The 15437-nt window shown below is 63.3% G+C and carries 14 protein-coding genes; 2 read left to right on the plus strand and 12 right to left on the minus strand.

The window, feature by feature from the left end:
* Window positions 1-27 precede the first annotated feature (27 nt).
* Together trhA and GAU_RS18445 are read right to left on the minus strand one after the other, a co-directional pair.
* Window positions 28-693 (minus strand): PAQR family membrane homeostasis protein TrhA, encoded by a 666-nt coding sequence (gene trhA / locus GAU_RS18440; protein ID WP_015895423.1) that lies wholly within the window; start codon window positions 691-693, stop codon window positions 28-30.
* Complete coding sequence (locus GAU_RS18445) at window positions 690-1976, minus strand: serine hydrolase domain-containing protein (RefSeq protein WP_015895424.1); 1287 nt, start codon at window positions 1974-1976, stop codon at window positions 690-692. Before GAU_RS18445 ends, trhA begins: the two co-directional genes overlap by 4 nt.
* 101 nt (window positions 1977-2077) lie before the next feature.
* Between GAU_RS18445 and GAU_RS21445 the strand changes: the two genes are divergently transcribed.
* Together GAU_RS21445 and GAU_RS22015 are read left to right on the plus strand one after the other, a co-directional pair.
* Window positions 2078-3331: a VanZ family protein gene (locus tag GAU_RS21445; protein ID WP_015895425.1), complete on the plus strand. Its 1254-nt coding sequence runs from the start codon at window positions 2078-2080 to the stop codon at window positions 3329-3331.
* A 140-nt stretch (window positions 3332-3471) separates the two neighbouring features.
* Window positions 3472-4643 (plus strand): IS3-like element ISGau1 family transposase gene (locus GAU_RS22015; protein WP_156798837.1). Its coding sequence is split into 2 segments (ribosomal slippage): window positions 3472-3772 and window positions 3772-4643, totalling 1173 coding nucleotides; the frame shifts between segments, so codons are not numbered across the junction.
* A gap of 146 nt (window positions 4644-4789) precedes the next feature.
* Here the strand turns inward: GAU_RS22015 and GAU_RS18465 are convergent.
* The 10 genes from GAU_RS18465 to GAU_RS18510 all read right to left on the minus strand — a co-directional run bounded on the left by GAU_RS18465 (window position 4790) and on the right by GAU_RS18510 (window position 15437).
* Entirely contained in the window at window positions 4790-5365 is a 576-nt protein-coding gene (locus tag GAU_RS18465; protein WP_015895426.1) for a dihydrofolate reductase family protein, read from the minus strand.
* A gap of 108 nt (window positions 5366-5473) precedes the next feature.
* On the minus strand, window positions 5474-5947 hold the full coding sequence (locus tag GAU_RS18470; protein WP_015895427.1) for a hypothetical protein: 474 nt from the start codon (window positions 5945-5947) through the stop codon (window positions 5474-5476).
* Window positions 5948-6047: 100 nt separating this feature from the next.
* The gene (locus GAU_RS18475; protein WP_015895428.1) at window positions 6048-6914 is read right to left on the minus strand and encodes a hypothetical protein; all 867 of its coding nucleotides are present in this window, start codon (window positions 6912-6914) and stop codon (window positions 6048-6050) included.
* A complete protein-coding gene (locus GAU_RS18480) occupies window positions 6911-7543 on the minus strand; it encodes a zf-HC2 domain-containing protein (protein WP_083765771.1) in 633 nt (210 codons plus the stop codon). The genes GAU_RS18475 and GAU_RS18480 overlap by 4 nt, the downstream gene beginning before the upstream one ends.
* Entirely contained in the window at window positions 7540-8082 is a 543-nt protein-coding gene (locus tag GAU_RS18485) for an RNA polymerase sigma factor (protein WP_015895430.1), read from the minus strand. Before GAU_RS18485 ends, GAU_RS18480 begins: the two co-directional genes overlap by 4 nt.
* Window positions 8083-8246: 164 nt before the next feature.
* The gene (locus tag GAU_RS18490) at window positions 8247-8738 is read right to left on the minus strand and encodes a DUF6174 domain-containing protein (RefSeq protein ID WP_041265692.1); all 492 of its coding nucleotides are present in this window, start codon (window positions 8736-8738) and stop codon (window positions 8247-8249) included.
* Between the two features lie 64 nt (window positions 8739-8802).
* Complete coding sequence (gene uvrA, locus GAU_RS18495; protein WP_052574543.1) at window positions 8803-11718, minus strand: excinuclease ABC subunit UvrA; 2916 nt, start codon at window positions 11716-11718, stop codon at window positions 8803-8805.
* Window positions 11708-12715, minus strand: coding sequence for a nucleotidyltransferase domain-containing protein (locus tag GAU_RS18500; RefSeq protein WP_015895433.1), 1008 nt, complete (start codon window positions 12713-12715; stop codon window positions 11708-11710). The genes uvrA and GAU_RS18500 overlap by 11 nt, the downstream gene beginning before the upstream one ends.
* Window positions 12716-12736: 21 nt before the next feature.
* Complete coding sequence (locus GAU_RS18505) at window positions 12737-13933, minus strand: MFS transporter (RefSeq protein ID WP_156799129.1); 1197 nt, start codon at window positions 13931-13933, stop codon at window positions 12737-12739.
* A gap of 22 nt (window positions 13934-13955) precedes the next feature.
* Window positions 13956-15437, minus strand: a complete 1482-nt coding sequence (locus GAU_RS18510; RefSeq protein ID WP_169307734.1) for a TolC family protein — start codon at window positions 15435-15437, stop codon at window positions 13956-13958.

Consider the following 15437-nt stretch of genomic DNA (forward strand, 5'->3'; position numbering starts at 1 on the left):
GCGGAAGTCAGGAGATGGCTCGGCGCGTCAGCGCACGAGCGAAGCGTGATTGAGCACCGCGAAATAGTGGCAGACGCTGCCGCCCAGCACGAACAGGTGCCACACCGGGTGCGTCCAAGCGCGACGCTTGTCGACGTAGAAGATCACACCGACCGTGTACAGCAGTCCGCCGGCCGCGAGCAACACCAGTCCCGCAGTATCGATGGCCAGCACCAACGGCTTGATGGCCACGATGACCAGCCAGCCCATCGCGATGTAGAGGAGTGTCGACAGTTTTGCGAAGCGACCACTGCCCACGATCACTTTGAACAACACCCCGATCGCGGCCAACGTCCAGACAATGCCAAACAGCGTCCATCCCCACGTGCCACGCAGCACCCCCAGAGTGAACGGCGTGTACGTGCCGGCAATGAGCAGGTAGATCGCGGCGTGATCGAGCACCCGCAGCCGCTGTTTGATGGTCGGTGTGGACACGGCATGGTAGGCCGTGCTCGCGGCATACAGCGCGATCAGCGTGGCACCAAACACACACGCGCCGATGAGAGCCACGCGTTCCCCGCGAGCAGCGGCGGCGATCACGAGAAAAGGCAATCCGATCAGGCTGGCCACCAGCCCCGCGCCATGCGTGAGCGCATTGGCCAGCTCTTCACGGGGGCCGGCCTGTCGCGTCAACGCGCGCGATCCAGCGTTCACCGGCTCACCTGGGCCGCGAGCAACTTCTCGACGAACTGGTTGAGACTGCCCGCCGTGTCCATCCAGCGAATGACGGCCACGATATCATTGACCGGATCGACGTAGATGAAGTTGTTGCCAGCGCCCACATGCACAAACGCCTGCGGCGGTGCCGCCGCGAGATACGACCGGTCGGGGTTCACGAACCAGTTCATGTAGCCGTAGGTCTTCTGCGCCGGCGTGGACGTGAGCGACTGGGTCACCCAGGCGTCGCTGAGCAACTGGCGTTCGCCCCACTTTCCACGGCGCAGCGTGAGCAGACCGAAGCGGGCCATGTCCCACGCATTGATGATCATGCCACCACCCCAGTGACCGCCGCCGCTCACGCTCTGCACTTCGCGGCCATCGAGCACGATCCACGAATTGTCGTAGCCATACCAGCGCCACGTGTCCGACGCGCCGATGGGATCCATCACGCGCTCCTTGAGCACTTCGGGCAGCGGCTTGCGCCACACCTGCAGGGCGGCCAGCGCGAGCACGTTCACACGCGTGTCGTTGTACTCGTACGTCTTGCCGGGCTCTTCACGCGGACGCGTGGTCCAGGTGGCCGCATTCTGCGCCGGACGATCGGCCCACTCGGGCTTGCCCCACAGTGTGCCTTCCCAGTCGCTCACCTGACGCAGCAAGTGATCCCATGTGAGGCGCCGATTGTGCGGTGAATCGAACGGCATGAGAATGCGATCATTGCCGGGCCAATCGCGCTCATACCCACGCCCGTTGGGGCGCGCCCGCACGATGGGCGGCATGTACGACGCCACGGTGTCATGCACGCTGCGGATCTTGCCGGCATCCACCGCCAGTCCCACCACCGTGCTCACGAAGCTCTTGGTGACACTGTTGGTGGTCTCTTCGGCGTCCGGGTTGCCCCAGGTGGCCACCACATAGCCGCCTTTCACGATCACGCCGGTCGCATCGCCTCGCGGCGGCAGCGGCCCAATAGGGTCGCCCAACGGTTCACGACCAAACGTGGCATAGTGATTGAGCTCGAGATCGCGCGGTGAGCGGCTCTCCTTGCTCACCGCAAAGGCCACCGCCTCGGCCAGCTTGGCCGAGTCCATACCGGCGACCGAGGGCGTACGACGCTCCCAGCTTCCAGCGGGTGGTACGTAGGGCTGAGTGGCCCTGGATGGTGTCCGAGCCGCAGTGCCGGTGCGCTGCGCAACCAGCGGCTGGGAGACCAGCGCCATGAGGGCGAGAGACGCCGGCAGGGCGAATGTCGCAGGAAGAGCGGCGGGTCGTGTCACGCGTCGGGGTGTTGCGGGGGCAAAATCGATGGATCGGCCTGCCTTTCCATCGCATGAAAAGCACACGGGAAAAGCTAGCACGCGTCGATACTCTTCCGCACATGTCCCGTCACCTCTCATCGCAGACTTCGGCGTTCCGTTTCCGGCGCGCGGCCGATTTCACCGCACTCCGGCTCGGACGGGCGGTGCTGGGCTACCTGGCGCTGATGATTGGCATCATCACCTTGGCCCCGTTCCGCTTTCAGCTCACGCCCGCACACGGGCTGACCGACATCTGGAACTGGACCGATCTGGTCATGAACGTGCTGATGTTCGTGCCGTTCGGTTACGTATACCAGCTCACCCGCCCCAGAGGCGCACCGCCCGACTGGCCTCGTGTCGTCGTGCTCGGCGCGGCGATCAGCGGCACCATCGAGCTGCTGCAACTGTTTTCCCCGACCCGCTACACGTCGTTGTTCGACCTGGCCACGAATACCGCGGGAGCAGCGTTGGGGGCATGGCTCTTTGCGCGGGTGGCCACCCGGGTGCGCGATGAGGATGCCGTGCAGAGTTTTGCACTCGAACTACCGTTGATGGGACTCGTGTACCTGCTCATTCCGCTCTGCTGGTTGGTGGGACTGGGCAGCGAGGGCGAACTCCGTCGGTGGCTGGTGTTGCCTATCGCTGCGGTGGCAGGTGGTATCATCGGCACGGTGCACGCGGCATACATGACACCGCGCCGCATCAACAATCGTGTATGGCTGATCGGTGTGGTGATCGGCTGGGTACTGGTGGCGCTGGTGCCGGGCACCCGTGGTGACCTGCCACTCATGGCTGCCGGCGGTACCCTCACACTGGGTATCGCTTTGTTGCGCAGCATCGCGACCGGACGGGCCGTCGCGCGTGACGGTGCGCAGCGTTTCGAATTGCCTACGCTGCGTCTGTTGTTGCCTCTCTTTGCGATATATCTCGCGCTCTCGTCGCTGTGGCCGATCACTGAAGTCGGGGCCGACTGGCAATGGACGCTGGCGCTCACGCCACCGGGGGTGGAGCTATCCCAGCCGCTGGTATACCGCGCCCTCGAACATGTCGCGGCTTTCACGCTGGTGGGCTACATCAGCGCCGAGTTCTACGGACGCGACGCACGCTCGTTCACGAGTTCGTTGCCGCGTCTGCTGGCCTGGACAGCGAGCGTGAGTTTTCTGCTCCAACTGGGCCGCGGTTTGCACCACGACATGGGGACGAGCCTGGCCCTGTTCGTACTCACGCAACTCGCGGCCGTGTACGGCAGTTGGATGTACGTGCTGCAACGCGCGCACGTGCAGGCACTGGTGGAACGCCGCGCCTTGCTTCGTCAGCTCACGTTGCGCGGTTGAACAGTCGTAACGTCGGGGGCTCTGAAACAGCGGGGGAACACAGAGCACGCGGAAACGGAGCAGATAGCACCGATACCACAAAAATGTCGCGTCCTGAATAACGTCTACACATCCTCTCACCTGTGGAGATGTGCTAACGTATGGAACGCAGCCGTCGCCAGTTTAGTCCCGAGTTGAAGCAACGGATTGTCGAAGAGCTCGAAGCCGGGCACCTGTCGGTGCGGGAAGCGGCCCGGACCGTGCAGACCAGCGCGGCGATGGTGCATCACTGGCTGGAGGAGTTCGGGCGGTATCGACCGAAACGGGATGTCGTGGAGGTGGTGATGAAGAGTGAACAGGAGCGCATTGCCGCGCTCGAGAAGGCGTTGGCCGAGGCGCATCTGACCCTCCAGGTCTACGACGAGCTCATCACCCAAGCGAACCGCGTGTACAAGACCGATCTAAAAAAAAGCTTTGGTACAACACCGCGCGGGCCTGTTGCGACGAGCGGGCCCTCCCCGTCCGGGCCGTCTGCGCGCGCCTCGGACGCACCCGCGACGCGTACTACAAACGTGCGGCCCGCGTCGGGGGCGGGGAGCGCGGGGCGTCGAAAGCGGTAGTGCTCGCGCAGGTGGCCGTGGTGCGCGCGGCACAGCCCCGCGTCGGGACGCGGAAACTGCACACCCATTTGGCCGCCGCCGGCGTGGCCGTCGGTCGTGATCGGCTCTTCACGTGGCTGCGGGCGGCGGCGGCGCTCGTGCCGCGCAAGCGGCGGCGGACGTTTACCACGTATTCGAAGCACGGGTATGTCGTGGCGCCGAATCGCTTGAAGGACGCGGAGATCACGGGACCGCGTCAGGCGGTCGTGAGCGACAGTACGTATCTGCGCCTCGCGCCCGATCGCTTCGCGTATTTGTTTCTCGTCACCGACGTGTATGCCCGCCGCATCGTCGGCTGGCATCTGAGCCAGGATCTCTCGCACCACAGTGCGCTGCAGGCGCTCCACCACGCGATCCAGACGATCGGCGCGGCCGATGGCGTGCTGCATCATTCGGACCGCGGGAGTCAGTACTGCTGTCACGCGTATCGCCGGGCTCTCGCCGCCGCGCGCTTGCTACCCAGCATGACCGATGCGAATCACTGCTATCAGAACGCCATCGCCGAACGCGTCAATGGGATCTTGAAAGACGAATTTGATCTCGACGCGATCTTCCCGTCTCTCCCAGCGGCTCAGCGGGCCGTCGCCGACGCCATTCACCGCTACAACACCGTCCGCCTCCACGGGAGTCTCCAGCTGCAGACCCCCGCACACGTATTCACGCACGCAGCCTGAGTCCGACCAAGTCCCTCATCTCGTGTAGACAAATTCTAGGACTAGACATCATGCTGTAATGTTTTTTTGAGTGTTGTATCGGTGTCATCTGCTCCGTTTCCGCGTGCTCTGTGTTCCCCCCGCTTGTTTGCCGTTGCCGTTGCCGTTCAGCTCTTCGGCACCTGATAGGTGAGTTGCACGAACTCCGGCCCCACCTGGCGGACGGCCTTGAGCGCGAGCGCCGGCGTCGCCACACGCCGCGGAAAGAGCGGCGCACCCTGACCCAGTGTCACCGACGTGATGGTCACGATCATTTCGTCGAGCAGGCCCGCATCATGGACCTGACCCGCCAGATCGCCGCCACCTACGATCCAGATGTTGGGCGCCGTCTGGCCGGCCGCGTGCCGCTCGCGCAAGGTCTCCTGCATGGCGTCGAACACCGGTCGTACATCGCCGCGCACGAATCGGACATCGGCGCCTTCGACCACCGGCAGCGTACGGCTGCTGAACACCCAACACGGCTGCGCATAAAACCACGGCATGGGAGCGGGAGCATCCGGCGCGAGATGATGGCGCCACAACCACTCGTAGGTACTGGAACCCATGGCGATGACACCCACATCACGGATGAACTCCGGGTAGGACGGATCTTCGGTGCCGAACTGCAGCAGCCACTCGAGCGAATGATTCGGATCGGCGATGAAGCCATCGAGGCTCGTCGCCGTGAAGTACTGCACGGCCATGATCGGGAAGGTCTGGGGTAGGCATACACATTGACCCTTACCCGAATATATACCGGCAGAACACGCTGGCCGTCACCGACCAACAGTGACTTCACGGCAGCGATGACATCACTTCGCGGCAGTGACCAGACCGAGCGCCTGCAGGGCCTGATTCACCTTGGCCGTGGTGGCAGCGAGTGGCTTTCCATCCTTTCGGATCTCCGGATTGATGTACTCCACGCCGCGCACCTTCCCGTTGGCCTCGACACTCACCACCGCCTCGGCGACGCCGTGTTTCCCCTGTGCGCCCTGTTCGATGGAGAACACGAGCACCCACGCCGCATTGTTCTCCCACTGCCGAGTCACGGTGAAATGCGCATCATCCTTGCGCGTGAGCGTTAGGGGAAGCGACACCCGCGCCCCGTTGCGAACGCCTTCTGCGCGGCCGGTCACCGCGACGTCGGTGTGATGGTGCTCGACCTCGAGCTCGAAAGCCGTACTCGATGACGCCGGCATGGTGTGCACCTTCAGGTGCGGCGGACCCGCCAGCACCGTGAACCCCAAGGCCAGCACCGACCACCGACGAAGTCCCGTGTACGCCATCTCCTCCTCCTGTGTGAATGAAAGGGCTGTGCCCACAGGAGAGATGCCACCTGCACCGGAGACGTTTAGCGGGATGGCCCGTGAATCGCACCGACCCCAGCTATGGCAACCGTTGCACCATGATGGTCCCTTTGAAAGAACGCGCCACCAGGCGACCAAACATGGCCTGCCCCGTGATGCGCTCCCCTGACGGCGCGCCGGCGCGACTGCTCAGGTCCATCAACGGCGCCTTGCGGGGATCGACGCGCACCGTGATACCGCCACTGTGGGTCTGAATCTCGAGTTCCGCCTTTGCCAGTAGCGGCCGCTCGATGATCACGTCTCCCCCAATGGTCTCCACACGCCCGTCGGGACGGCCCCCGGTCACCGTCACGGGTCCACTGACCGTGGCCACTGAGATCGTGGCGTCGACATCACGAATCACCACGGCCCCCTTGCTGCCCCGTACCCGCAGATCGCCACGCGCCGACTCCACGGTGACTGGAGCATCGATGGATTCCAGCATGGTGCTGCCCGCGACATCGCGCACCACCATGCGACCACCGATCGTGTAGGCCTCGAGCTCGCCCTGCAGGCCTATGGCCTCGAGATCCCCGTCGATCTGCTTGATCCAGACCCGGGCCCGTTGAGGCACCTGCACCACCCAGTCGGCTTCTGGCAGCCGAGTGTCGTTCGGGATCTGCGATTCCACACCCAGCTTCACATGTGTGCGAGAACCGCCTCCGAAGTAACTCGCGGACGCACCCACCGTTCCGCGCACATGCACCGAGTCATGCGCCCATGTGCTCACCCGCAATCGCCCCTTGGGGAGATAGATGCGCATGACCACATCGGGCGTGGCCGCAAAACCACGATCGATAGGCTTCCCTTTGGCGACCACGTTGGTGGTGCCTTGCGCATCAGCAGGCATCACACCCATCACCGTCAGCGCGGCAAGAGCACCGGTCCACCAAACGCGCCGTGTCACGAGGCCGCATCCCGCACACGACGCTCGAGTTCATCGCGTCGCGTGCGAATGGTGGAACGATATCGACGCAGCTCCGCGTCGTCGGGTGTGGCCTCCAGTGCGGCATCGAGTTCCTGCATCGCCGCATCCAGCGCCGAAAACTCCGGGGCGGCCTGTACTTTGGCCATCGATTCCGCTTCGCGCATCACACCGGATTTCAAAGGGGCAGACGGACTGCTGGTGACCCGCCCCGAGTCGGCCACCATCAGCGGATCGTTCGTCAAACCACCGTTGCGCGTCACGACGGTGACAACAAGCACGGCCGCCGCAGCCAGCGTCACCACGATGCCACCGCGACGCCAGCGCAGATTTCGCTGATGCCGTGCGTGCTGCAACTGTCGCTGTGCGTCGACAGCAGCGAGTGTCGGCACCTTGAGTGACGCAGGCAGTGCCGGCGCATAGGTCATCGGTCGTGTGGTTGCCGTCTCGAGCAACACCTCGCACTTCGCACAGGAAGCCGCATGCCATTCCAGGCGCGACGCGGCCTCCGGTGACAACGTCCCGTCGAGATAGGCCGCCACCTGCGAGGACACGAGATCACAGGACATCTCCCCGTCGTGGGGTCGGGACTGCTGAGCAGTGTCGTTCATCGGTCGAGCATCCCGCGCAACAGTCGTCGCGCCCGGAACAGGTGAGCCTTGGAGGTGCCTTCGGCGATACCAAGCTGGTCGGCGATTTCGGCGTGTGCATAGCCGCCGACGTCATGCAGCACGAAGACCGCACGCGCGCCGGCTGGCAATCGGGACACCGCCGTTTCGAGATCCATGGACAGTGCGATGTCGGGGCTGCGCATGGGGCCGTCCAAACGAGGAGCGGCGCCGTCGTCACCATCGGCGAGGTCCGACTCGATCGCCACCCGCAGCGCCCGGCGTTTGCGGCTGCGTTCGTTCACCAGCAACACATTCACGGCCACGCGATGCAGCCAGGTGCCGAATGCACAATCACCGCGGAACGTGCCCAGCCGCTCCCAAACACGCACGAAGGTGTCCTGCACCAGTTCTTCGGCCATCTGCCGATCGCTCGTCAGACCCAGAGCCAACGCGAACAATCGTGGCGCGTGCAGGTCATACAGCCGGGCAAAAGCCGCGGCGTCCCCCTCCTGCGCGGCGCGCACGACGGGGTCGATCACGGCAGACGCCGACGGGAGCTCAGAAACGCCCGTCAGGCCACCACTCAGGGGAATCGGCAGGGCACACGGGATATGATACCGCCCGGCGCACCGAGGTTTAGAGCCTCTGCTTACCCAGAACGCCCCGGGTACAGCGCCCGACCGACTCCAGGCGCCATCGCCTCCTAGGGTGCGCCAACCCCGCGGGTCACGTACACCACCTCGTCATCGATCGCGTTGGGCAGCGGATCGAGCGACAACCGTGTCGGGTATCCCGCGACGGGGTCGTAGGTGACGTCCTTGAGCGTCCCCGACTTCCCGAGCGTGTTGCGCACCTCGCTGAAGAGCTGATCGACCGTACGGAACGCGGTGAGTGGCGGCGTATCGAACCCGTTCTGAGGCGGTGCCGCTGGAGTAGCCGCCGAGACCGCTCCATTCGTGACGGTCACGATGAACTCCGAACCCGCGAAGCCACAGAAGCACTGAACCTGCTGGCGCATCACGTAACTGTTGGAAGCGGGCTGTACGAGCCGCCACCGTGCTTCCGCGGCGGTCAGCTCCGAATCGCCCGGGCCGGTGGAATCGCTGCAGGCTGTGAGTATCACAGCGGCCAGTGCGAGCGCCACCGGACGCGCGGCGCGGATGCCAGTGTACGATACGCGACGCAGCGCGTTCATCGACCGGCTGAGGTGGGACGGGATGGGTCGCATACCTGCGATACCCGGCCCTCTGCTGGTTGTGTCACCTGCGCCGGGGTGCCGGAGGCAGTTTTTCCCGCAGAAAGCGCCCCGTGTGTGAGGCCTTTGTGCTGGCGATCACTTCCGGAGTGCCTTGAGCGACAATGGTGCCACCCGCATGGCCACCATCCGGGCCCAAATCGATCACATGATCGGCCGTTTTGATCACATCGAGATGATGTTCGATCAGAATGACCGTATGCCCCGAATCCGCGAGACGGTTGAGCGACTGCAGCAGCCGCACCACATCGGCCAGATGCAGACCGGTCGTGGGTTCGTCGAGGATGTACACCGTGTGCTTGGTGCGCTGCAGCTTGCTGAGCTCGGCGGCGATCTTCACACGCTGCGCCTCACCACCCGATAGAGTCGTGGCCGACTGACCGATCGTGAGATAACCCAGCCCCAGTGTATTCAGCACATCCACGCGGCGGGCAATCACGGGTTCGTCCCGGAAGAACTGCACCGCTTCTTCGATGGACATGTTGAGCACATCATCGATGGTCTTGCCACGCACCGTCACATCGAGTGTCTCGGCATTGAATCGTGCGCCTTTGCAGGCACCGCAGATCACTTCCACATCGGGCATGAAGTACATCTGCGTGGTGATCACCCCTTCGCCCTGGCACTCTTCGCAGCGTCCTCCTTTCACATTGAAAGAGAAACGCCCAGCCTTGTATTCGCGTTCCACCGACAGCGGCTCGGCTGTGAACAAGTCGCGAATGGTGTCGTAGAACCCCACGTACGTGGCAGGATTGGAGCGCGAATTTCGACCGATCGGACTCTGGTCGATACTCACCACTTTGTGCACATGCTCCATGCCGTCCACACCATCGTGTTCGCCCGGCAGAGTACGTGTATCCTCGAGTCTTTTCCACAGCGCTCTGTACAGAATGTCATTCACCAGTGTGCTCTTGCCCGACCCGGATGCGCCGGTGATGGCGACCAACGTGCCAAGCGGAATTTCCACGGTCACATTGCGCAGGTTGTTCTCGCGCGCGCCACGTATGACCAATGAATGTCCTGTGCCTTGGCGTCGTTTCTCGGGCAGGGCGATGGAACGGGCTCCTGAGAGAAACTGACCGGTGGGCGACGCCTTGCAGCGCAGGATATCCTGTACCGTACCCTGCACCACAACGGTACCACCGTGCACGCCCGGTCCCGGTCCCATTTCCACGATGTGATCAGCCGCGCGTACCGTGTCTTCATCGTGCTCCACCACCAGCACGGTATTGCCGATATCGCGCAACCGTTCGAGTGTGGCGATCATCTTGGCATTGTCTTTCGGATGCAATCCGATGCTCGGCTCGTCGAGCACATACAGCATGCCCATGAGTCCGGACCCGATCTGGGTGGACAGACGAATGCGCTGAGATTCGCCGCCCGAGAGCGTACCGGAGCGACGATTGAAACTCAGGTAGTCCAACCCAATACCCAACAGCAGCGACAGACGCCCGCGGATCTCGTCGAGAATCTGTTGGCCCGCACCAGCGCCCCGCCCCACGGGCTTCACCCGGCCCAGAAACGCATGCAGCTCGTCGAAGTGCATCGCCCCCAGATCATGCACCGATTGGCCCTGCACCGTGAACAACAACCGCGTGGCGCGCAGACGCGTACCGCGGCAATCGGGGCAGGTGTGTTCCACCATCACCTTGTCGAGCCACGCTTCCATGCGCGAATCCCCTTCCCCGCGCTGCCGATACCGTCGATAGTTGCGCTCGATACGCCGTGCAATGCCACTGAACCCGACTTCATGACGATCCCAGTCGGCACGTCGTACGGTGCTGTCTGGTGGGGCTTCAGTGCGGAAACGACGCTCCATGCCATACAGCACGGCATGGCGCGCCGACGCATCGAGATCTTGCCAGGGTGTATCCAGGGAAAATCCCTGCAGTGTCGAGAGCGTCCACATGATGCGACCGTCCCAGGTGTCGGGATTGTAGCGATACGCCTCGCGCACAAAACACCCGCCCCGAATGGACCGCTTGGGATCCGGAATCAGCAGATCAGGATGTGTGAGCTTGTCCACGCCGAGGCCACCACAGGTGCGACAGGCGGCCTCGGGGTTGTTGAACTGGAAGTACTCGGGGGAAATGTCCCCGTAGATGAAGTGCTGTGTGGCACTGCTGTGGGTCGCGTGAAACTTCGCGATCTCCGCCTTGGTGCGTCCCTTGATGATGTGGATCTGCACCAGACCATCACCTACCAACAATGCTGCCCCGATCGCGGCCTTGAGTGCCTTCTCATTGCGGCGCCGCACCACCAGTCGGTCGACAATCGCATCCATCTGCTGCACCAGCGCCGTATCCAGTTCCGTCTCTTCTGCGAGATCTATCGTGGCGCCATCCACAACCACCTGACGGCAGCCTTTCTTTCGCACTTCAGTGAACACCACATCCAGCTCTTCACCGTACACCTTGAACAGCGGCGCACGTAGCTCCACTTCGGTCCCGTCTGGCAACGAGAGGATCGCCTCCAGGATCTGCGACGCCGACCGACTGGGCACCAGCTCGCCTGTGCGAGGGCAATGTGGTTCTCCGATCGTGGCGAACAGCAAGTTCAGATAACTCGCCACATCCGTCATGGTGCCCACGGTGGAACGTGGGTTGCTGGCGATGGTCTTCTGCTCGATGGAGATGACCGGCGACAGCCCGAAAATGAAATCCACATCGGGTTTGCTCACCTGCGCCACGAACCGCTTGGCAAACGACGATAGACTTTCCATGTATCGTCGCTGTCCTTCAGCATAGATCGTGTCGAAAGCCAACGACGACTTGCCGGATCCAGACAGACCAGTCACCACGACCAGTCGATCGCGGGGAATCTCCACCGACACATTGCGCAGGTTGTGCACTCGGGCGCCCTGCACCGCCACGGTGGTTCGCGGCGCGGCGCGCTTCGCAGCCGTCTTCTTAGTAGACATCGGGAGGTGGGGTGAGTGCGTAGAAGGCAAGCTCCTGCACATCCGCCGTACTCTTCTTCGTCAAACGCGACGTCACCGACGCTCGGCCAATCAGACCCTGATCGGCGAGATATTCACACGTGCCACTCACGTGCTCGATGCCCATCGTGCGAGCAAAATGCGCATCGATCTCGGTGCATGAGCGAGCCTCGGTCACTTCGGCCAGCCACCGCACCACCGGTTCCGCAAATGCGGGCGCCAGCGAGAGCAGGTGGGATTCGGCCATCGTGAGCGCACGCTCCACGGCATCGCGGTCTTTGGGCTCATTCAGCATGCCGGTATAGATGACGGAAAACAGTTCCGGGTTGAGCGGCAGCGCACGCGGCAGGACTTCACGATCGGAGAGCTGCCCATGACGCATGACTTCCATGCGCGCCATCGGTGTGGCTGCGGCCAGGATCCACAGCGCGGCATAGTTGTAGTCGCCGCGCGTGAGGAACCACTTGCGGGCCTTGTACAGACACGACAGGGCTTCGGTGGCGGCGGCCAGCAGTTGGATCTGCGTATCGCGCCCACCAATGACTCGCATGCGCTCGAGCACCGGCGCAATGGACTCGTCGTGTGCATACAGCAGGCGGCCCTTGCTCAGCATCGAATGCATGAACGAGTTGCTCAACGCACCGTCGGCCAGACGTTTGAACGCTGCGCGGGGCAGCATGAGCGCATGCACGTTCACCCCATCGGCATCGAGTGCCATCGACGATGCCGGCACCAGCTTGTCGTCGATGGTCACCAATACGAGATCGATATCCGATCGCTTCCACACGGTGTCGTGCGCGAGGCTTCCACACAACACGACGGCCAATACCGACCGATCTTCCCGGATCTTCGCAATCAGTGCATCGAGCGCCCGCGCAAAATGCGCCGGCGCGCCGGAATCCTGTGTGCCGGAATCCGATCCTTTCGACAGGGGTGTTGCATGGGGTGGCGCTGATCGCGAGGCCTTCGGCTTTGCCATGCCGAAGAGTTACCGCCGGAACTACTCCGCCACCACCGGGGCTGTGGCCACCGCCGGTCGGCGAACATCGGGCAGCCACGCCGCCAGCAAACCGATGGCCGGCAGGAAGGCGCACACCTGGTACACCGTTTCGATGCTGTACACGTCGGCCAGCTTGCCCAGCACGGCCGCGCCCACGCCGCCCATGCCGAACGAGAAGCCGAAGAAGAGCCCCGAGATCATGCCCACCTTGCCCGGCACCAACTCCTGCGCAAACACGACGATGGCGGGAAACGCCGAGGCGAGCAGCAGCCCGATGATGACGCTGAGCACGGCCGTCCAGAACAGATCCACGTGTGGCAATAGAAGGCTGAACGGCAACACACCGAGAATCGACATCCAGATCACGTACTTCCGCCCGATACGATCGCCGATCGGCCCACCGGCCACTGTGCCCACCGCCACGGCCGCGAGGAACAGGAAGAGATGAAACTGCGCCACTTCCACCGTCACACCGAACCGATGCATCAGGTAGAAGATGAAGTAGCTCGTGAGGCTGGCCAGGTATACGTACTTGGAAAAAATCAGTAGCAGCAGGATCACGATGCCACGGCGTGCCGTGCCCTTGGGCAACGTGAACTCGGAAGCCGCCTTGTGTCCCGCGGCCAGTCGGGCAAGGCCGGTGTGTCGGTACCAGAGGCTCACCTTCCACAGGATCGCACACGACAGCAGGGCCAACAGTGCAAAAAACGCCAGACTGCTCTGCCCCCATCGCACCACGACCAGTGCTGCGGCCAATGGCCCCAATGCACTGCCGGCGTTTCCACCCACCTGGAAGAGCGACTGCGCCAGGCCGTTGCGACCACCGGCCGCCATGCGGGCGACACGGGAAGCCTCGGGGTGAAACACCGATGACCCCATGCCCAGCAGGCATGCGCCCAGCAACACCAGCTCGTATCGGTGTGCCACCGACAGCACCGTCAGGCCGGCCAGCGTGAAGATCGTCCCACCCGGCAGCGCCTGCGGTGTAGGCCGCTTGTCCGCCATGAAGCCCACCAGGGGCTGCAGGAACGAGGCGGTGATCTGATAGGCCAGCGTGATGAGCCCGACCTGCGAAAAACTGAGGCCCAGTTCGGCCTTGAGATTCGGATAGATCGCCGGCATCAGGGCCTGCATCATGTCATTGAGCAGGTGACAAAAACTGATGGCCAGCAGGATCCCGTACGCGGGATTGTTCATGAGGCTTGCAAGGGTGATCCGATCAGCGGATCCGGGCGCCTCGCTCGAAGTCATACAGCGTCAGCCGACGCACGCGATAGTAGGCGTCCCAGTAACCGCGCAGCGCACGCACATACGCTTCCAGCGCCTGGTCCTTTTCCACCTGCGCAATATAAAGGTTGCTGATGTCGATGCGTCCGATCGTGTACCGGTTTCGGGTCACCTCGAAGCGTTTGGCGCCCACCGTATCGGCCTTGGCGGCCGTGATCAACTGACGACCCGCCTGTTCCAGTTCCAGGGCGGCGAACCGGGCGTCGAGCGCTCGCCGCTCACGCAGCACCCGCACATCGGTTTCCACCCGTTCCCGATCGGCCACCGCGGCCTGGATCTGCGCCTTGCGAGCCCCCCACTGTACCAATGGCATCTCCACCCCCACGGCAAACTGCTGACTCTGCAGCGGAGACTTGTAGGCTTCGTTGAAATTTTCGGCCGTCTGATTGAACCCCACACTGGCCGATACCGTGGCACCAAACCCGGTATTGCGTCGCGCTTCGGCCACCCGCCGATTCTGCTGGATCATCTGCAAGTCGGCATCCCGTAACTGCGCCGCATTCTGCAGGGCCTCGCGCATGGCCAGGGCCGTGTCCACCGAGATTTCGGGCACGGTGTTGCTCACCTGCAGTACCAGTGGTGCGCTCGAGGGATAACCGAGCTGAAGGCGAAGGGCCGCCGCGGCCCGCTGCTCATCCAGTCGCGCCGACTGCACGGCGTTCTGGGAACGCAGCACCGCCAACTCACTCTGCAGCAGATCATTCTCGCCGATACGTCCCACTTCGTAGCGGCCCTTGTTCAGGGTGAACAACGTGTCGTTCACATTGGCGTTGCCCAAGGCATTGGCCAACGCAGTCTGCGCGGCGAACAGGTCGAAATACAATGCCGCCGTTTGCTGCGAGATCGATTCTCGCGCCTCGAGGAACTGCTGCTCGGCGGCATCGGCGCGCACATCCTGCTCTTTGTTGTCCCACGCCTGGGTATTGAGGCGAAAGATCTGCTGACGAACACCGAGTTGCAGAGGAGTGCTGCGCCAGAGCCTGAGCTCCTGTTGGCCCAGCACATTCACATTGGTGAGTCCGGACGAAATGAACAGGTCACCACCCGTGAGTGGCAACCGTTGTGCCATCTGCAAGCCAACCGACGATTGCCGCTGCTGCTGCGCGACGAATCGGGTGGAGCCATCAGGCTGCACCACCGGTACGATGGCGCGACTGTAGGTTGGCGCTTCGCCGGTCACAGAGAGCTGCGGCAGCAACCGTGCGTTGAACGACGCATCGCGAAATCGTGCGGCATCCCGGGTCCGTGTGGCGGACCGTGTGGCGGGGCCACGCTCGAGGGCCATCGCAATGGCTTCCTCCAGCAACAAACCACGACCGGAAGGCGCTGCACTCTGGGCGCCCGCTGTCGCCGACGGCAGCAACATGAGCCCGCCCAATGCGAGACACAGAAGACGACAGGAAACGTTCATCAT

The organism is Gemmatimonas aurantiaca T-27 (assembly GCF_000010305.1).
GTDB classification, from domain to species: Bacteria; Gemmatimonadota; Gemmatimonadetes; order Gemmatimonadales; family Gemmatimonadaceae; genus Gemmatimonas; species Gemmatimonas aurantiaca.